We start from the raw sequence: 16331 nt of genomic DNA, 5'->3' as shown, positions 1-16331 counted from the left end.
TCACCCCGGTCAAAGGATGCGCGAAACGGAGCGCAGTCCTTACTTGACGGTGAACCGGATCGGCAGCCTGACCACCACGACGTCGCCGACAAACGTATCGGGCGGCGCAGGAAACGGCTGCGCGCGTTTCAGGAGTGCAATGGCTTCGCCGTCCAGCGCGTCCGAACCCGAACCCTGGATCACCCGCGCATCGCCAACCATCCCGTTGCGATCCAGCGTGAAGCGGACCTGCGCAATGCCCTGCTCGCGGCGCGACCGGGCAGCTTCGGGATAGCGCTTGTTGCGCTCGACCAGTGCCTGGATCTGCGAACGCCAGGTCGCGACCGCCTGCGTATCCTTCAGGTTCGGCGTTCCCTGGGTCGGCGCTGCAGCCGCCGGCGCGATGCGTTCCGACACGGCCGGCGGCGCCGACGTCGCCGCGGCGGCCTGCTGCTCCGGTGCGGCGTCGGGCTGCGCCTTGGTTCGCGCATCGACGACGGCTTCCGGATTGGCAGCCTGCGGAAGCTCGGGCGCATCGTCGGGCTGTGCGACCTCCGGCTTCGCCTCGGGGCGCGCCTCGGACATCGCCTGCTCCGGCCCGGGCGGCATGTCGGTCGGCGTGGTCGACGGCGCGGCGGGCAGCGGCGCAAGATCGACCACCACGGCGCCGGCCGGCTCGGCCGGCTCGAGATCGTCGGGCCGTTGCCACGTCGCGAGCGAAGCAGCGAGTGCACTGTACATGGTCAGGACGACGAGGCTGCTGTAGGTCCAGCGCTTCAGATCCGACGCATCTTCGGCGGCGAGACGCTTCATGGTTCGGTCGTCTGCTCCAGCCCGACCAGCGCCACCTTCAGATAGCCGGCCGTGCGCAGCCCATTCATGACCCGCATGATCTCGCCGTAGGGAACCATCTTGTCGCCGCGAAGAAAAATTCGCGCGTCCTTCTGACCGTTGGTGGCTGCATCGAGCACGCCGGCGAGCGCGGCACGGCTGACCGTCTCGTCGCCGACCGACAAGGAGAGATCCGGCTTGACGGTGAGATAGACCGGCTTGTCCGGACGCGGATGCGGCTGGGCATTCGACGCCGGCAGGTCGACGGCGATATCGACGGTCGCAAGCGGCGCGGCAACCATGAAGATGATGAGAAGCACGAGGATGACATCGATGAACGGCGTCACGTTGATGTCGTTGACCTCGGCGAGATCGCCGCCGGCCTGATTGAGATTGATCGCCATCAACTTACTCCGCCGCCGCGAGCCGTAGTCGCTTGGGCGCGATAGCGCCGCCATCGAGATCCCGGGCCGCAAGGCGCGCGATTTCCGACGAGCCGTCGCCGAGCAGCGCGCGATACGCACCGATCTGGCGCGCAAACAGGTTGTAGATCACCACCGCCGGGATAGCAGCGACGAGCCCGAGTGCGGTCGCCAGCAGCGCCTCTGCAATGCCGGGCGCAACTACCGCGAGGTTGGTGGTCTGGGATTTCGAGATGCCGATAAAGCTGTTCATGATTCCCCAGACCGTGCCGAACAGGCCCACAAAGGGACCGGTTGCTCCGATGGTCGCCAGCACACCCGTGCCGAAAGCGATGCGCCGGCCTGCAGCCGCCTCGATCTGCTGCAGACGGGAAGCGATCCGCGCCTTGATTCCTTCCCTGTCCATCCGATCGGTGCTCAGATCAAGTTCGGCGACAGTACCCTCGAGCAACCGTGCCACGGGTCCCTCGCGGACGGCTTTCACCGCCTCGTCCAGGCTCCGCGCCATAGCAAGATCGCGCAGGGCCCGCCTCACATTTCGCCGCGCGCTGAACAGTTCAACCGTCTTGGACAGACAGACGGTGCAGGTAACCAACGTGGCGAAAGCGAGCCCGACCATGACGACCTTCACGACGATGTCGGCCTGCGTGAACATGCCCCAGGGACTGAGATCGCGAGGAAGTATCGCGGCAGCTGCCACCGTGCTCTCGGAGCCCTGTTGCGCGAGCGCAGGCCCCATCGCTCCGATCAGGCAGAACATGACTGCTGTCGGGACGCAGAGGGCGGCATTTGCCGCCCGATCGGTCGAACCGGAGCGGCGGCGCGAAGGTGTGCGAATTTGCATTGAATTCAGCCTTTCAGCAGTTCATGTAAGTGCCTTAACTGTAATCTGTAGCATCACCTACGTCTTGCTGCAAATGCTAGAATGCGACGGCACGCGCGCCAGCAATGCGCCCTGTCCCGCACCAGTTTCGCACCAGAAACGACATCAACAGAACGTGGCGAACGCGATCGAATTCAAACGAAAACACAGCAAAATCAACGAAGCTGAGCTTCATCACGCCGCTCATAACGGTCAGGTTGCAGGTTCGAGTCCTGCCGGGCCCGCCAATGGATTCGACGTAGTCATAGACGACGACCTCGCGCTTGGCCGGATACAACCGATGCAAACGTCCGACATATTGTGCGAGCGTCCCTTTCCATGAGATCGGCAAAGCAAGAAGGAGCGTGTCGAGCCGGGCATCATCGAAACCTTCGCCGATGTAGCGTCCCGTAGCGATTAGCACCCGTTCGTCCGTCGCGGAAACGGAAGACCGCATTACGGTATTTCAAACGCTGGTCCACACGGAATGCGGAGGCGAGAGTATGGGCAAGGCCGTACGTAAGATTTTGAATCGAACCGGCAAAAGAAGGTGGTCGGCCCGCTCCGGCACACCATCATGCTTTAGCGGACCCGCTGCCACCTGATGACGATCTTCGTGCCGTCAGGCCGTTGAAAACTCTCGGTCATGAGGTCGCCGTCGACCACCATACGCAATTCCTTCCGCGTCCGAACGCTGCCGACCCAGTTCGGGAACGTGGAGCCTTCAACGTTGTTGCCGCTGAACTCGCCGTTCTCATCGACCGTGTGGGTGCCGAAAAAGCCGATGCTGCCTGCCATGGCCGCGCGGTTTTCCGCGTCGGTGCCCCCACCCCGCACGTTGGAGGCAAAGCGCGGGATGTCCGAATCCGTCATCACCGCGATGTAGTGCATGTCCGGCGTGAAGGTCAAAAGCCCGCTCGGCCGCACGCCATACGCCGGCAGGTTCTTGCCTTCGGGATCGATCTGGGCGGAGACCATACTCCAGGCGCCGAGCACCTTGTTGGGCGGCGTTGCGTTGACAGGAGCGCTCATCAGGCAAATTCCCAAAGCGACCAGCATCAGATTTCGACGTGTCATGTTGCAGTCCCCTGCTTCGTCCTGCCAGGCGACCATTTGCTCAGCTTCATCGAGGTGCGCCGGGTTTCGGACCGCCGTCGGCAAATTCCCTCAGGGCAACGCTGACGGCGCCATACCGCGTTTGAGCGCGAAGCGAGATCGGAACGTGCAGGTCGAGTGTAACGGCTCGGCCGTAGGTGACCTCGATCTGACTCGGATCCGCACCTGCCGCCCTCGCATTTGCGCCTCCGCCGATCCTCCCGGCCAATGGCTTCAGCACGACGCGGCAGGTCGTCGTCGGCCCCGAGAAGCCTTTGCGGTCGGTGGAGCCGGTGGCTTGCAGCTCGAGACGGACATCGTAGCGGCGCAAGCCGTCGAGGATCGACAAGGTCCGATCGCAAGCATCGATCTGCGCCTTGTCCTCACCCCTCCCGGCCGGGATGAGAAGTGCGCTCAGGGGATCGGCAACTGCATTGAGGTGTTTTGCTTCGATCGCGGGCTGATCCGATGTCAGCTCGAGCGGAGGATCAATCGTCATTGTCTTGACGACGCCCTCGGTCATGCCGAGGGTGACTTTTTGCCTGCGCCGGCCGTTCCGATAATCAAGATCGAAGCCTGCGGGGATCAGGCGGCCGTCCCTGTATGCGCCGCTGGATGCCGCCACGCCGGCCGCATCGCTCAAGAGCCTGGTTGCGCCGGCACTCTGATAGGTGACGCGGGCCGTGTAGACGTTGCCGCGAACCGCCAGATCGAGCGTCGCGTTCGCCAACGGCAGGCCGACGAGCGTGACGGCGTATGAGGCGCGAATATCGCCATCCGCGGCCGCCGGGCCCGGGATGGCGAGCACGACCCAGCAGGCACCGAGCCCGGATAGCGCAAGGCGCATCATACCTGCGCGAGGCCGCATCACGTGCACGGATCTGTCCTCGCGTGGGTGCGGTACGACTCCGTCGCGAAGCTCGCGCCGGTCAGTCTTGCCGAGACGTCCCACAGACGAGACGCAACGGCGTCGTCATCGGCCTGTGGCGGCACGTGCGCCACGGACGGCGAACCGCGCGTTTCGCCGAACTTGTCCGGCCCGTAGTAGCCGCCGGGGACAATGTCCGGCGATGTCGCCGCGAACAGCGTCGGCAGCGCACCTTGCGCCGCCGGCTGAAACAGGAACCACAGGGCGCTCCGCGCCAGGCCGGCGAGGCTCATCCTGCCGCCGCCATTCGGAATCAGGTCGGTTCGCGACACGCCGGGATGGGCCGCAACGCTGGTGATGCCCCAGCCGAATGTCCGGCTCCGCCGCTGCAGCTCAAACGCAAACATCAGGTTCGCAAGCTTGGACTGGCTGTAGATCGGCATCGGCTCGTAGCGACGCTCAGCCTGAAGATTGTCGAACTCGATCGCTCCGCCGCGCGCGGCCACGCTGGAAACGGTGACGACACGGGCCTCAACGCCTTTTCGCAGCAGCGGGAGAAGCTCGGCCGTCAGCGCGAAATGGCCGAGGTGGTTCGTGCCGAACTGCAGCTCGAACCCGTCGGCCGTCATCTGCCGGATGGGGGGCGTCATGACCGCGGCATTGTTGACGAGCAGGTCGAGACTGTCCCGTTCGGCGCGCAAACGGGAGCCGAAGGCCCGAACCGAACGAATATCCGCAAGATCGAGCTGTTCGAACCGGACGTTCACCTTCGGCTGACGGGATCGGATGCGCGCGACGGCGTCGATTCCCTTGGAGGCATTGCGGCCCGCAATGATCACTTCGCCTCCGGCACACGCGAGCGCGAGCGCATCTTCGTAACCGAGGCCACCCGTACCCGTCACGACGGCGGAGCGCCCCCGCTGTGACGGAATATCGCTCGCATTCCAGCCGGGCATCGGGCCACCTCCCACGGCACAACATCACGTCCGGTGCATTAAATTACACTTAGTGTAATTTTCAAGCTTCGTACCGCCTGAGAGTGTTGACCTTCTCGTGAACGGCGCCTGCACTGCGGCCTTGCGGCGCCGCGCGCTTCAGCGGCCGCAGCGAAGCTCTCAGGGCACCGCGCAGCCGAACGAGCATGCGGGCGGCCAATGACCGCACCTGCGCCGGCACCCCGGCGCGGATGACGGTCAGCACGGGAAGCAGCGCGAGCAGCAGGCTAAGACCGATCCAGCGCAGAAGGCGGCCGGCCAGAAAGGCCTGGATCGTCGGCGTCCACTCGTCCACCACGAGATTGACGGTCGCGGCGAACGCCGCCTTCGCACCGAGGCACAGGAAACTGTTTGAAACGACCTTCGCCAGATCGAAGCAGGGATGGAACGAGATGGCGCACAGCAGGATGAGGATGCCGATGTTGCCGAGGTACGGCGACCGCATTGCCTTGACCGCGCCGGCAAGGCTCCGGGTGACGATTCGACGCTCGTCACGTTCCCCACGCGAGACCTGCACCACGCCATCGGCGCGAGGCTCGGCGGGATGACCGGCTCGCACGTCGCGTGCTGCCCGGACGGCAGTTTGCAGGCCGTGTGGCCTGCCGATTGCACGGCGAGGCCGGTGCACCGCATTTCGGCGATGGCCGGTGGCGACGTCACCGGCGCGGCTACGGCGAAGAAGCTCGATATTGCCGGAGCTGCGCATGCGCTGGCCCTTCCCGAACTCCGGTTGCAGCGAAACAGGCTCGGCCCCAGAGCAATCGCAGCGCGAGGCATTGGCATCCCGGTCGTTCGCCGGACCGTCCATGTCCGCAGTCATCTTGATCCACTTCGTTTGGTCTGGACGCCTCGAGCCGGCCGAACCTTGCTGCTCGACCGCACGTGCAGTAACTTCGCACTTGATGCGAAAAATTATCGCACTAAGTGTAATTTTTAATGAGGCCATTTCATGTCGAAACAAGCCGGAGAGGACACATCTCCGAAGAGGGAAGGACTGAGGGAGCAAAAGCGCCGCGAGACGTTGCGACGCATCGCGGACACCGGGCTGAGGCTCTTCCTTCGAAATGGCTATGAGGCGACGACACTTGACGCTATCGCCGAGGAAGCAGGAATCTCGCGTCGGACCTTCTTCTACTATTTCAAGTCGAAGGAAGACATCATCCTGGCCTGGCAAGGCGGCCTTGCCGAAGCCATACGGCGGGCCATTCTGGAGCAATCAACCAAGCAGACACCGCTCGAAGCGGTCAAGAACGCGCTGGTAAAGCTCACAGCGTCCTACGAAACCGTTCAGGCCCGCAAACAAATGATGGAGATCGACCGGTTCATCCGCGCCAATGAGACGCTTCGCGCCCGAGAGGCCACCAAATACGCGCAGAAGGAGCAGGCGGTGTTCGACGCGCTCTGCGCGATGTGGCCGCAGCCCAAGCGGCGACCGGCACTGCGCATTGTTGCGATGATGTCCATCGGAGCCTTTCGCCTTGCCATTGACAATTGGAGCCAGGACGAGGGAAGGCGCCCGTTTGCCGCTTATTTGCGGGACTGTTTCGCCAACATGAAATCGGAAACTTGAATGGCCGGAGCCCTCTCCCCGGGCGCAGCCCTCGCGAGGGCTGTCTAGGCTCCCTCACCCCTCCACCCGCCACAGCCTCCACCGCTCCGGCACACCCTTGAGCCGGTGCACGCCGTGATCCCGCAGGCTCACCGCGGACTGCGCCGTCATCAGCTCCTTCACCGCGCTCGACACCAGCACCTCGCCGGCGCGCGCCTTCGCCGCGACGCGGGTGCCGATGTGGAAGGCGAGGCCGACCATTTCGCCGCCGCTGATGGTGTATTCGCCGGCGTGCAGGCCGACCCGGATCTCGAGGCCGAGCGTGCGCACGGCTTTCTGAATCGCGGTCGCGCAAGCGATGCCGGCGGCGGGCTTCCTGAATGTCGCCAGCACGCCGTCGCCGGTGGTGACGACTTCCTTGCCGCGCGCGCTCTTCAGCTCCTTGCGGACGGCGGCGTAGTAGTGGCCCATCACCTTGGTCCAGCGCGCATCGCCGAGCTTGGCGGCCTTCGCGGTGGAGCCGACGATGTCGACGATCAGGATGGTGGCGAGCGCCTGCTTGAGCTCGGTGCTGCGTGCGGCCGACGGGCGCCGGTTCGCGATGGGTCCGGTCAGCGGCTCGTAGCGATGATTGCGGCGCCGCGCGATCGCGGCATTGGTGTAGTCCTGCGCGCGCTGCGCGGAGCCGCAACGAACGGTCTTCTCCTGCGGCAGACGCGACCAATAGACCTTGCGCCCATCGCCGGCGCCATGCACCTCCACGGCGCCCCACTTCAGGAAGACCGCCGAGCCAACGCGCCTGACGCACCACGCCTTCGACGTGTACCCCGAGACGTTCGACTGATGGACCCCGATGCGAAGGAATTTCGGCATGAACGTGCGGCCAAAGACCGTTTGGGCGTAGCTTTTCGCAAAGCGTAGTCGCACTACCCGGCGTTGGCAACAGTGCTGCCAACCCGCCATGCCGCCCGCCGCGCCCTAAGCTCGCGTCCTAAATTCCTCCGCCGCCGCCCTGCTTGCCGATCGTGCAGCGCCATGCGGCCAGACGTTCGGCCGGATGCTGCGCCATCCATTCGGCGAGCTGCGGCGCGCCCATCAGGCAGGACTGCATCGTCACGTCGGCGAAATCCGAGGTCGTGACGATTTGTTCACGACAGTTCGTCGGCGACGAGAGGCTGCAGAGCACGGCGATGATCCTGATCATCTCACGCGAGCTCCTTCGACCAGTCGTATTCCGCTCTTGCGGCCGAGCGCGTCACCGATTTGGCGGCATCGGCGCTCGAGGCCTTTTCGGCGCGCCGCTGATAATCATCGGCCAGCAGCTTCAGCCGCGTCGCAACCACCTCGTCGGTCATGCTCCGCGCCGCGCGCAGCAGGCTCTGCGCCGTTTCCATATATTGCTTGCCTCGTCGTGACATCTGGGGCGTCATGGCATCCTCGCGCGGTTCTCTGGAGCTGTTTCGAAGGCGATCGGGAGACGTCCCAGCCAGTCGCGATCGTCCCGGCGGCGCGTCGCGAAGCGCTCGACGCACGTCTTCGAGCACAGAGGCTTGCGCCATGCATAATACCTGACGAGACCGAACCTGCCGTCGCAGACGGCACAGCGTCCGGGTCGATCATGAAGATTTCCAGAGCAGGTTGGCATTGACGTCTCCTTTCGTTGTCGCGCCTGATGTCGCCGATCACCTCTTCTGTTGCACCGGGGCTTGCCTCGCCTCCCGATGAAGCGGGCGGCATTCGTGGTCCGGGCCGCCAACGAAATCAGCTTACGAGTCTCGCGCCGCAATCTCTTTCAACAAGGCGCCTTCAATTGCGCATCTGCACGACGCACGGCTTCCGCACATGGCGGGGGCCGGCGAACGCCCGTTTGCGCAGCGCGGCGTCCATCAACTGGATGGAGGCGCAATCCAAATCGATGTGCTATCCTGCCCTCTATCGTCCCCTTGGGGGCGGCAGGAGAAAGAACCGATGGCAACGAGTGTCAAGCAAATGCTGGAAGCTGCGAACGCGGCAGTGCCGAAGATCACGTCAGAGCAGGCGGCCGAGATGATCGGAAGCGGCAACACGCTGGTCGTCGACGTTCGCGATGCGCCGGAGGTCGCCGCCAGCGGCAAGATTGCCGGCGCCGTGCATGTCTCGCGCGGGATGCTGGAGTTTCGCGCCGATCCGGAGTCGCCCTATCACGACAAGGCGTTCGACAAGACCAAGACCGTCATCCTCTATTGTGCGTCCGGCGGCAGATCGGCGCTGGCCGGGAAGGTGCTGAAGGATATGGGGTACGAGAAGGTCTACAATGTCGGCGGCTTCAAGGACTGGTCGGGGGCGGTCGAGAAATAGCGGGAACAAGCGGCGCCGGCGCCCCCTGCGCCACCTGCGGCGGGAGCGGAACCGTCGTCCGGCCGATTGGCGGCGCCTGAGCGGCTCCGGCCCATGGTGGGCCCTCAGGACGAGCGCGGAGAATACGGCAGCACCTTCAGCGGGCCTGATGCCAATTGGCCTCGTCCTGAGGAGACCGCTGGAAGCGGTCGTCTCGAAGGGCGAGGCGCTTGCTCAGACCGTCCAACACATCATATGCGCTAGCCGGCCTCACCCCTGATACGCAAACAGCTCGATCGGCTCGCTGAAGCCGCGCACCTCGTGCCTGCCGACATGCTCCAGCTCGAACTGCTTCGCCACCAGTTCGGCGAAATCGCGTGACAGCAGCACGTTCTTGCCGACCGTCTTGGTCAGCGCTTCGAGGCGGGAGGCCATGTTGACAGCCGGGCCGATCACGGTGAAGTCGAGCCGGCTCGATGATCCGATATTGCCGTACATGACGTCGCCGACATGCACGCCGATGCCGTAGTTCAGCGGCGCGCGGCCGGTCCCGCTGTTGCGTTCGTTCAGCGCGGCCATGGCCTTGCGGGCCTCGGCCACGGCATGCAGCAGATTGGCGCAGGCGTTCGGCTCATGCAGCGGGAAGATGGCGAGCAGTCCGTCGCCGATGAATTTCAGGATCTCGCCGCCGTGCCGCGCAATCGGCTCCGACATCGCGTCGAAATAGTCGTTGAGCAGGTCGATGACGTCATCGCGCGGCCAATTGTCGGAAATCTTGGTGAAATCCCTGAGGTCGCAGATCATGATCGCGGCGCGCACTGTCGTGCCGCTGCCGCGCCTCGTGGCGCCGGCCAGGATCAGCTCGCTGGCGTGGGAGCCGACATAGGTCTCCAGCAGCGTCCGTGCCAGGCGGTTCTTGACGCGGATCTCGCTGACCAGCGCCAGCACCGGCAACAGCTTCTTCAGGCCGGCGACATGCGCATCGTCGAACCCGCCGAGCCGATCGGTCGCGAACGTGACGATGTGCCGCTTGCCGAGCGTATGGTAGAGCGGCCAGGCGACGTAGTCGGTGAGGCCCTTGGCCCGCATCTCGTCATAGAGGGCGTGCTTGCGGCTGAGCGAGGAATCCTGCGCGAGCCGCTCGCGCACCTCGGCGGCGCCGTCATGAATCTCGTTGGCGGAACTGCCGATATATTCGGCCCGTTCGCGAACGTCATAGTCGACCAGCGCAATCTCCGCCTCGCGCATCCCGTCGGACCACATCATGCGGGCCCCCAGCCATTGCGGGTGATTGATCAGGATGTGGAGCGTCGCGCGCTTCACCGGAATGCCCGCCTGCTGGAGGCGGATGCACATCTGCGCGAAGATGTCGTCGATGAAGCGCTCGTCGCGCGTTCCGTTGGTCAGCCAGTCGACGACGCCGTCGGCCTGCGTGGGGACATGGTTGTGCGGCGCGTTCATATCCTGCCCCTCGAGCTGCGGTCTTTGGCGAAGCAGATATCGTGCTCCGGCCGGGCGGCGTCAACCTAGCCAATTGCACGGATTGTGCGCAGCGGTTTGGGGTTTTAGCCGAGGAGCCGGATCGAGCCCAGCACCACCGGACCTGAGACAAGCGCGAGCTGGGATGGCCCGGCCAGTTCGACTTTCAGCGTGCCGGCGTGGGGAATCGCAAAATCCTCATTGTCGAGACGGATGCGGCATTCGCCGCGCGGCGCGTAAACCAGATGCGTGCCGGCGGCGAGCCGGAAGTCGCCGGGCTCCTTGAGCGCGACGAGATCGATCTCAGCCGCACCGCGCCGCGCCATGAGGTTCACGACCTCGACGGGACCGGCCTCGAGCTCGGTCACGATCTCGAGCTCGCCGGTGAAGCGCACGGTCGTAAAAGCTTCACGCTCGTCGAATTCCTGCGTGGGCGCCTTCAGCACCAGCCCGCGCCCCTCGACGACCATCTGCAAGCGGTCGATGCCGGGCATATGGGAGAAGGGACCGGGCGCGACAATCGGCGTCGACGCAAAGCGCCAGAGCAGGCTGTCCCAGTTCTTCTGCGGCGCACCGACCCGATGAGCGTCCGCGATATCGGTAAAGATGCCGCCGCCGTTCTTCCACGGCGAACGGGTGTAGTTTTCAGGGTTGAGCAGCGTCGTTTTCATGTCTTGAGCTCGTCAAGGAAAGTCGGGATATGTACCCGAGTTTGTAGCCCGGATGAAGCGCAGCGCGATCCGGGTCAGCTCGCGCCGTGAAGCACCGGCCCCGGATTACGCTGCGCTTCATCCGGGCTACAGGCCCGCGGGTGATTGCGCTATTTCGATGCCAATGCCGCCACAGGCCGCCAAGTGACGTCGGGCGCGGCTACGGCGAGCTGCCGGCAGCGGTCACGCATCAGCTCGGCCGGACGATCGTGGCCGCGCCGTTTCAATACGGTCTCGAATTCGGCCAGCGCGTCGGTGAACCGGCGCGCGCGATAGGCGGCGAGGCCGCGCTCGTAGTCCGCGATCCAGCCGATCGTGTCGCTGCCAAGCGCCGTCTCGTCCACCATCCCGATCAGCTCGTGAACGGAGAGCCCCTCCTCGCGTCCGTAGACTGCGACGCTGTCGACCTCCCGCGTGATGACGGCGCCGCGCGCCAGACGCTCGGTCGCCGCGCCGATCAGGATCTGCGTCCCATAGGATTTGTTGGCGCCTTCGAGCCGGCTGGCAACGTTCACGGCATCGCCGATCACGGTGTAGTTCAGCCGCAGCTCCGAACCGATATTGCCGACCAGCATGCGGCCGGAATTGATGCCGATCCGAATCTGGAGCGGCTGGCCGAGATCGTCGACGAGGCCCGACTCCTCGATCGCCCTGCGGCAGGCGAGCGCCGCGCGGCAGCATCGCACGGGGTGATCGCCTTGCGGCTGCGGTGCGCCCCAGAACGCCATCACGGCATCGCCAATGAACTTGTCGATGGTCCCGCCATTGGCGACGATGATCTCGGAGGTGAGGTCGAGATAGCGCGACAGCAGCGGCACCACGCGGTCGCCGAGCCGCTCCGACAGCCCGGTGAACCCGGCGATGTCGATGAACATCACGCTGAGCTCCTGGACGCTGCCGCCGGGCCTCGCCTCGACGCCCTGGCGCAACAGCCCGCGGACGAGATCCGCCGGGATGAACTTGCGGAAGGCGGAAAGGCTGGCCGCCATCTCGGCGATCGCACCGGACAGGCTCGCGATCTCCTTGAGCCGCGACGGATGACGGCGGACCTGCTCCAGCGCGAAGGCCTCGACATGGCGAAGCTCGCCGACGACGCGCGACAGCGGCGCGGCGATGACGGACCGCGCCAGCATCGCTGAGGCCAGCGCCGCGAGCACGGCGCCGATGGCAAGGCCGAGGATCAGGCGGTGCAGCGTCGTCTCGACCGGCCCGAGAAATTCGGCCTCGGGGATGACGGTCGCGAGCGACCAGCCGGGAAACGGCAGCGGCGTCAGCGCAACCTCATAGGCCGCGCCGCCTGACGTGAGCCGGCTCCGCCAGGCCTCCTTGCGGCCGGCCTCTCCCGCCTTGTCGAGCGCTGCGCGCGCCAGCGGGAGCAGCGTGATATCGGCGCGCGCAGGGTGCAGCTCGTCGGCCTCCTTGTCCGGCGCCGCGACGAGCTCGCCGCTGCCATCGACGATGAAGGCGGTGCCGGTGCGTCCGACCTCGAGCTGCGACAGGAAACGCGCGAGCCTGGTGTATTCGATGATGACGGCAAGCACGCCTTGCCGCTCCTGATAGACGTCGATCGGGCCGGCGAAAGCGATCGACGGCCGCTCGCCGGTCGCATGGTCCAACACCCTGAACCATTGCGGCCCGTCCGCGCCGAGCCCGGCCTTGAACCAGGCCTGGTCGGCGACATGGAATCCGGTCGGCTCGAAGCGGCGGTTGGCGAACTCGATGTCGCCGGGCACCACGTCATATTCGTCGACGCGGCGCTGGCCTTGGTGATCCGTGAGCGAGATCTCCATCATTTCCAGGCGCCGATCGCCGAGCTTGTGCGCGGCGAAGAAGGAGCCGTCGGGCCAGCCGAACGCGACCCAGGAAATCGTCGCCTGCGACTGCAATTGCGAGAGAAAGACGAACTCGCGCTTGTCGGCCTCGCGAGTGTCGAGCACGTTCTGGAGGAACAGCGTGCGGATCGCGGTGTGCGCGGCGCGCGCCTCGTCGACGATGGCCGAGACCTCCTTGCGCACCGCCGCCACGATCTGCTCGTTGATGGTCGAGGCGAGCTGCCGGCTGGTCGCCTCCGCCGTGCGCCACCACAACAGGCTGGAGAGCGCCGCGGTCAGCAGGATCGCAGCCAGCACCAGCGCGGACACCGCAAGGCGGATGCTGACCGTCAGCCCCGCGATCGCATGAAGCCGTCGTTCGGGATCGACCTTCATCGCTGTCTTCGCCTGCGCCTCGTTGCGAGTCACCGACACTGCCTTACGGCCGCCGACGCTCGTTCGTTACGTCTGGCAGGAGCGGGCGCCGGTCGCCAATGCCGGGAGGCTAACGTCTCGATAGAAGCTGGGCATTGGCTTTGCGCCGACGCTTGCCCGCTAATCCCCGCCCAAGCGCACCGCCCGTGCGCCCGATCCAATCGGTCTCACGGATTCGTGAGCAGCCTGCCCGTAACGCAGGCGGTGCGCGGAGCGAAGGAGATCATGCGCGCTCGTCTGCCGGGCGACACCATTCGAACAGGAGAACCTCGATGTCTGCCAAACATGCCGTCACCTCCCTCGTCCTCGCCGGTGCGGTGTCGACCGCGCTCGCGACCTTTGCCTCCGCCGGCCCCCTGACCAAGGCCGAAGCCGATGCCGCCGTCGCCGCCAAGAAAGAGAAGTGCTTCGGCATTGCGCTGAAGGGCCAGAACGATTGCGCGGCGGGACCCGGCACGACCTGCCAGGGCACCTCGACCGTCGACTTCCAGGGCAACGCCTGGAAATTCGTGCAGGGCGGCACCTGCACCAGCATCGAGCTGCCGGGCGGCAAGAAGGGCTCGCTGAAGCCGGTCTGACGGCCGGCGCGACGGGAAGCGCGAACGGAGCAGCACGATGAGCACGGTGTTCAAACCGGTCCGACCAGCAGCGATGCCGCTCCGCTTCGCAACGCCGATCGGCGGCGTTGCCGGGACGAGCTTCAAGCCCGAGCACCTCCCGGCCATCCTCGAGGGCGGACCTAGGCGCGGCTTCTTCGAAGTCCACGCCGAGAACTACATGGGCGCCGGCGGCCCGCCGCATCGTGCGCTGGAGACGATCCGCCGCGACCATCCGCTCTCGCTGCACGGCGTCTGCATGTCGATCGGCGGACCCCGGCCGCTCGACAAGGCGCATCTGGCGCGCTTCCGTAGCCTGGTCGCGCGCTATCAGCCGGCGCTGGTCTCCGAGCACCTCGCCTGGTCGACGCATGAGACCAGCTTCTTCAACGATCTGTTGCCCCTGCCCTATACCGAAGCGACGCTGGCTTGCGTCTGCGATCACATCGACCAGGTGCAGGAGGCGATCCGGCGCCCGCTGCTGCTGGAAAACCCCTCCACCTATGTCGCCTTCCGCGAATCGTCGATGCGCGAGACCGACTTCATCCGCGCCATTGCAGAGCGCACCGGATGTGGCCTGTTGCTCGACGTCAACAATGTGTTCGTCTCCGCGACCAATCAGGGATACGCGGCGCTCGACTACCTCGCGGACTTCCCGTTGTCTCGCGTCGGGGAAATTCATCTCGCCGGTCATGCCGAGCAGGCCGACGACGAAGGTGACCTGCTGTTGATCGACAGCCACGACGGCCCGGTCGCCGACGCCGTCTGGAAGCTCTACGAGATCGTGGTCCGGCGCCGCGGGGCCGTCCCGACGCTGATCGAATGGGACAGCAAGATTCCGGACTGGCCGGTGCTGCAAGCGGAGGCCGCTGCCGCACAGGCGATCCTCGACCGCCATCAGTCCACAGCAATGGCAGGAGACCGTCATGCTGCCTGAATCCGGCCTGTCTTTCGCCGCTTCGTTCGCGCCGGCGCTGCTGGATCCGGCGCGCAGCACGCCCGATGTCGTGACAGGCCCAAGCGGCAAGGCCGCAAACCGGCGCTACGACGTCTACCGCAACAACGTCACGGTCAGCCTGATCGACGCACTGGCCGCGATCTATCCGGCAGTGCAGCGCATCACCGGCACCGACTTCTTCCGCGCCATGGCGCGCTTCCATGTGCGCAGCGATCCGCCGACATCGCCGCTGCTGTTCGAATACGGCCGCGATTTCCCGGAATTCATCGCGCAGTACGAGCATGCGCGGACCATGCCCTGGCTCGCCGACGTCGCGCGCATCGAGCGGGCCTGGCTCGATGCCTATCACGCCACCGACGCCGTGCCGCTGTCGCCGGCCCGGCTCTCGGCAGTGACAGCCGGCCGTTTGGCCGATCTGGTGTTCATTCCGCACCCGGCCGCGCGATGCCTGCGTTCGGACTACGCCGCCGTGACGATCTTTGCAGCCAACCGCGACGATGCACCGGTCATGCGGATCGATGCCTCCACGCCGGAGGATGCCCTGATCACGCGAGGCGAATTCGACGTCACCGTGCGCCGCCTTCCGCCCGGCGGCGCGGTCTTCGCAGACCATCTCATGTCGGGGCGGCCACTCGGCGAAGCCGCGGCGGCGGCGCTGGAAGCTGCGAGCGAGTTCGACATCGCCGCAAGCATCGCCGGGCTGATCGAAGCCGGCGCCTTCACCTCGCTCTGTTGCGGAGACCCATCATGATCACGGACCAACACATGAGCACCGGCAGCGGCCTGCCGTCGCCCGGCGCGCTCCTCGACAGGGCCAATCATCTGGTGCAGACGCTCGCGATGCCATCGCTCGTCCAGCTGGTGCTGCGCCTCGCGCTGGCCGTGCCATTCTGGCGCTCGGGCCTGCTCAAATGGGGCGGCTTCCTCAAGCTCAACGACACCGCGGTGACGCTGTTCAGCGACGAGTTCATGCTGCATCTGCCGGGCGGGCCCTATCACTTTCCGGCACCGACGGTGATGGCCTTCCTGTCGGGCTCCGGCGAGATCATGTTCCCGATCCTGCTGGTGCTGGGGCTCGGCACACGGTTCGCCGCGCTCGGGCTGCTGTTCATGACTGTCATCGTCGAGCTCACGGTGCCCGACGGCTGGCCGATTCACCTCACCTGGGCGGCGATGGCGCTTGCCCTCATGGCTTACGGACCGGGGCTCATCTCGCTCGACCATCTGATCTGTCGCATCCGTAGCCCGGATGGAGCGTAGCGCAATCCGGGGCAGGTTGCGCGGTGAGGCAGCGGTCCCGGATTACGCTTCGCTCCATCCGGGCTACAGGTCCTACATTCCGCTCAGTCCGTAGCCCGGATGGAGCGAAGCGTAATCCGGGGCAGCTCGCACGACGAGGCAGCGTTCCCGGATTGTGCTGCGCTC

At 65.6% G+C, this 16331-nt stretch carries 20 protein-coding genes; 6 read left to right on the top strand and 14 right to left on the bottom strand.

What is annotated here, in order from left to right:
* Positions 1-39: 39 nt before the first annotated feature.
* The 8 genes from JQ566_RS07765 to JQ566_RS07730 all read right to left on the bottom strand — a co-directional run bounded on the left by JQ566_RS07765 (position 40) and on the right by JQ566_RS07730 (position 5872).
* Positions 40-792, bottom strand: coding sequence for an energy transducer TonB (locus JQ566_RS07765; RefSeq protein ID WP_212371655.1), 753 nt, complete (start codon positions 790-792; stop codon positions 40-42).
* The gene (gene exbD / locus JQ566_RS07760) at positions 789-1214 is read right to left on the bottom strand and encodes a TonB system transport protein ExbD (RefSeq protein ID WP_212371654.1); all 426 of its coding nucleotides are present in this window, start codon (positions 1212-1214) and stop codon (positions 789-791) included. The genes JQ566_RS07765 and exbD overlap by 4 nt, the downstream gene beginning before the upstream one ends.
* A 4-nt stretch (positions 1215-1218) precedes the next feature.
* The gene (exbB, locus tag JQ566_RS07755) at positions 1219-1992 is read right to left on the bottom strand and encodes a tonB-system energizer ExbB (protein ID WP_434057811.1); all 774 of its coding nucleotides are present in this window, start codon (positions 1990-1992) and stop codon (positions 1219-1221) included.
* 160 nt (positions 1993-2152) lie between these two features.
* Entirely contained in the window at positions 2153-2551 is a 399-nt protein-coding gene (locus tag JQ566_RS34500) for a hypothetical protein (RefSeq protein ID WP_249139319.1), read from the bottom strand.
* A gap of 125 nt (positions 2552-2676) precedes the next feature.
* Entirely contained in the window at positions 2677-3207 is a 531-nt protein-coding gene (locus JQ566_RS07745; RefSeq protein ID WP_249139318.1) for a lipocalin-like domain-containing protein, read from the bottom strand.
* A gap of 10 nt (positions 3208-3217) precedes the next feature.
* Positions 3218-4057, bottom strand: coding sequence for a DUF3108 domain-containing protein (locus JQ566_RS07740; RefSeq protein WP_249139345.1), 840 nt, complete (start codon positions 4055-4057; stop codon positions 3218-3220).
* Positions 4057-5013 carry an SDR family oxidoreductase gene (locus JQ566_RS07735; RefSeq protein ID WP_212371651.1) on the bottom strand — a complete coding sequence of 319 codons (957 nt, stop codon included), beginning with the start codon at positions 5011-5013 and terminating at the stop codon, positions 4057-4059. Before JQ566_RS07735 ends, JQ566_RS07740 begins: the two co-directional genes overlap by 1 nt.
* Before the next feature lie 61 nt (positions 5014-5074).
* Positions 5075-5872 (bottom strand): hypothetical protein, encoded by a 798-nt coding sequence (locus JQ566_RS07730; protein WP_212371650.1) that lies wholly within the window; start codon positions 5870-5872, stop codon positions 5075-5077.
* 129 nt (positions 5873-6001) lie between these two features.
* On the opposite strand from JQ566_RS07730, the gene JQ566_RS07725 reads away from it, so the two are divergent.
* Entirely contained in the window at positions 6002-6622 is a 621-nt protein-coding gene (locus JQ566_RS07725) for a TetR/AcrR family transcriptional regulator (protein WP_212371649.1), read from the top strand.
* A gap of 54 nt (positions 6623-6676) precedes the next feature.
* Here JQ566_RS07725 and JQ566_RS07720 read toward each other — a convergent pair whose 3' ends face one another.
* The 3 genes from JQ566_RS07720 to JQ566_RS07710 all read right to left on the bottom strand — a co-directional run bounded on the left by JQ566_RS07720 (position 6677) and on the right by JQ566_RS07710 (position 8031).
* Complete coding sequence (locus JQ566_RS07720; RefSeq protein WP_212371648.1) at positions 6677-7474, bottom strand: adenylate/guanylate cyclase domain-containing protein; 798 nt, start codon at positions 7472-7474, stop codon at positions 6677-6679.
* Positions 7475-7592: 118 nt separating this feature from the next.
* Positions 7593-7805 (bottom strand): hypothetical protein, encoded by a 213-nt coding sequence (locus tag JQ566_RS07715; protein WP_212371647.1) that lies wholly within the window; start codon positions 7803-7805, stop codon positions 7593-7595.
* Between the two features lies 1 nt (position 7806).
* Positions 7807-8031: a hypothetical protein gene (locus JQ566_RS07710; RefSeq protein ID WP_249139317.1), complete on the bottom strand. Its 225-nt coding sequence runs from the start codon at positions 8029-8031 to the stop codon at positions 7807-7809.
* A 538-nt stretch (positions 8032-8569) separates the two neighbouring features.
* Between JQ566_RS07710 and JQ566_RS07705 the strand changes: the two genes are divergently transcribed.
* Positions 8570-8938, top strand: coding sequence for a rhodanese-like domain-containing protein (locus JQ566_RS07705; protein WP_212371646.1), 369 nt, complete (start codon positions 8570-8572; stop codon positions 8936-8938).
* Positions 8939-9187: 249 nt separating this feature from the next.
* Here the strand turns inward: JQ566_RS07705 and JQ566_RS07700 are convergent, their stop codons facing one another.
* The 3 genes from JQ566_RS07700 to JQ566_RS07690 all read right to left on the bottom strand — a co-directional run bounded on the left by JQ566_RS07700 (position 9188) and on the right by JQ566_RS07690 (position 13313).
* On the bottom strand, positions 9188-10378 hold the full coding sequence (locus tag JQ566_RS07700; RefSeq protein ID WP_212371645.1) for an adenylate/guanylate cyclase domain-containing protein: 1191 nt from the start codon (positions 10376-10378) through the stop codon (positions 9188-9190).
* 104 nt (positions 10379-10482) lie between these two features.
* Positions 10483-11067: a HutD/Ves family protein gene (locus tag JQ566_RS07695; protein ID WP_212371644.1), complete on the bottom strand. Its 585-nt coding sequence runs from the start codon at positions 11065-11067 to the stop codon at positions 10483-10485.
* Positions 11068-11216: 149 nt separating this feature from the next.
* Complete coding sequence (locus JQ566_RS07690; protein WP_212372117.1) at positions 11217-13313, bottom strand: adenylate/guanylate cyclase domain-containing protein; 2097 nt, start codon at positions 13311-13313, stop codon at positions 11217-11219.
* 311 nt (positions 13314-13624) lie between these two features.
* Here JQ566_RS07690 and JQ566_RS07685 point away from each other — a divergent pair, with 311 nt between their 5' ends.
* Genes JQ566_RS07685 through JQ566_RS07670 form a run of 4 tightly spaced genes read left to right on the top strand, consistent with a single transcriptional unit; the run spans position 13625 to position 16166 of the window.
* Positions 13625-13930, top strand: coding sequence for a BufA1 family periplasmic bufferin-type metallophore (locus JQ566_RS07685; RefSeq protein WP_212371643.1), 306 nt, complete (start codon positions 13625-13627; stop codon positions 13928-13930).
* Between the two features lie 37 nt (positions 13931-13967).
* Positions 13968-14885 carry an MNIO family bufferin maturase gene (gene bufB, locus JQ566_RS07680; RefSeq protein ID WP_212371642.1) on the top strand — a complete coding sequence of 306 codons (918 nt, stop codon included), beginning with the start codon at positions 13968-13970 and terminating at the stop codon, positions 14883-14885.
* Positions 14875-15657 (top strand): HvfC/BufC N-terminal domain-containing protein, encoded by a 783-nt coding sequence (locus JQ566_RS07675; protein WP_212371641.1) that lies wholly within the window; start codon positions 14875-14877, stop codon positions 15655-15657. Before bufB ends, JQ566_RS07675 begins: the two co-directional genes overlap by 11 nt.
* Positions 15654-16166 (top strand): DoxX family protein, encoded by a 513-nt coding sequence (locus JQ566_RS07670; protein WP_212371640.1) that lies wholly within the window; start codon positions 15654-15656, stop codon positions 16164-16166. Before JQ566_RS07675 ends, JQ566_RS07670 begins: the two co-directional genes overlap by 4 nt.
* Positions 16167-16331 lie beyond the last annotated feature (165 nt).

The organism is Bradyrhizobium sp. SZCCT0231 (assembly GCF_018130245.1).
Classification (GTDB): domain Bacteria; phylum Pseudomonadota; class Alphaproteobacteria; order Rhizobiales; family Xanthobacteraceae; genus Bradyrhizobium; species Bradyrhizobium japonicum_F.
This window is presented reverse-complemented; position numbering and strand designations above follow the sequence as displayed.

Coding starts and splice junctions, on each gene's coding strand:
- JQ566_RS07710 (WP_249139317.1), bottom strand. CDS start 8,031: ATGACGCCCCAGATGTCACGACGAGGCAAGCAATATATGGAAACGGCG.
- JQ566_RS07690 (WP_212372117.1), bottom strand. CDS start 13,313: ATGAAGGTCGATCCCGAACGACGGCTTCATGCGATCGCGGGGCTGACG.
- JQ566_RS07730 (WP_212371650.1), bottom strand. CDS start 5,872: ATGACTGCGGACATGGACGGTCCGGCGAACGACCGGGATGCCAATGCC.
- JQ566_RS07745 (WP_249139318.1), bottom strand. CDS start 3,207: ATGGTCGCCTGGCAGGACGAAGCAGGGGACTGCAACATGACACGTCGA.
- JQ566_RS07670 (WP_212371640.1), top strand. CDS start 15,654: ATGATCACGGACCAACACATGAGCACCGGCAGCGGCCTGCCGTCGCCC.
- JQ566_RS07700 (WP_212371645.1), bottom strand. CDS start 10,378: ATGAACGCGCCGCACAACCATGTCCCCACGCAGGCCGACGGCGTCGTC.
- JQ566_RS07725 (WP_212371649.1), top strand. CDS start 6,002: ATGTCGAAACAAGCCGGAGAGGACACATCTCCGAAGAGGGAAGGACTG.
- JQ566_RS07715 (WP_212371647.1), bottom strand. CDS start 7,805: ATGATCAGGATCATCGCCGTGCTCTGCAGCCTCTCGTCGCCGACGAAC.
- JQ566_RS07765 (WP_212371655.1), bottom strand. CDS start 792: ATGAAGCGTCTCGCCGCCGAAGATGCGTCGGATCTGAAGCGCTGGACC.
- JQ566_RS07720 (WP_212371648.1), bottom strand. CDS start 7,474: ATGCCGAAATTCCTTCGCATCGGGGTCCATCAGTCGAACGTCTCGGGG.
- JQ566_RS07740 (WP_249139345.1), bottom strand. CDS start 4,057: ATGCGGCCTCGCGCAGGTATGATGCGCCTTGCGCTATCCGGGCTCGGT.
- JQ566_RS07695 (WP_212371644.1), bottom strand. CDS start 11,067: ATGAAAACGACGCTGCTCAACCCTGAAAACTACACCCGTTCGCCGTGG.
- JQ566_RS07675 (WP_212371641.1), top strand. CDS start 14,875: ATGCTGCCTGAATCCGGCCTGTCTTTCGCCGCTTCGTTCGCGCCGGCG.
- exbD (WP_212371654.1), bottom strand. CDS start 1,214: ATGGCGATCAATCTCAATCAGGCCGGCGGCGATCTCGCCGAGGTCAAC.
- JQ566_RS07735 (WP_212371651.1), bottom strand. CDS start 5,013: ATGCCCGGCTGGAATGCGAGCGATATTCCGTCACAGCGGGGGCGCTCC.
- JQ566_RS34500 (WP_249139319.1), bottom strand. CDS start 2,551: ATGCGGTCTTCCGTTTCCGCGACGGACGAACGGGTGCTAATCGCTACG.
- JQ566_RS07705 (WP_212371646.1), top strand. CDS start 8,570: ATGGCAACGAGTGTCAAGCAAATGCTGGAAGCTGCGAACGCGGCAGTG.
- exbB (WP_434057811.1), bottom strand. CDS start 1,992: ATGTTCTGCCTGATCGGAGCGATGGGGCCTGCGCTCGCGCAACAGGGC.
- bufB (WP_212371642.1), top strand. CDS start 13,968: ATGAGCACGGTGTTCAAACCGGTCCGACCAGCAGCGATGCCGCTCCGC.
- JQ566_RS07685 (WP_212371643.1), top strand. CDS start 13,625: ATGTCTGCCAAACATGCCGTCACCTCCCTCGTCCTCGCCGGTGCGGTG.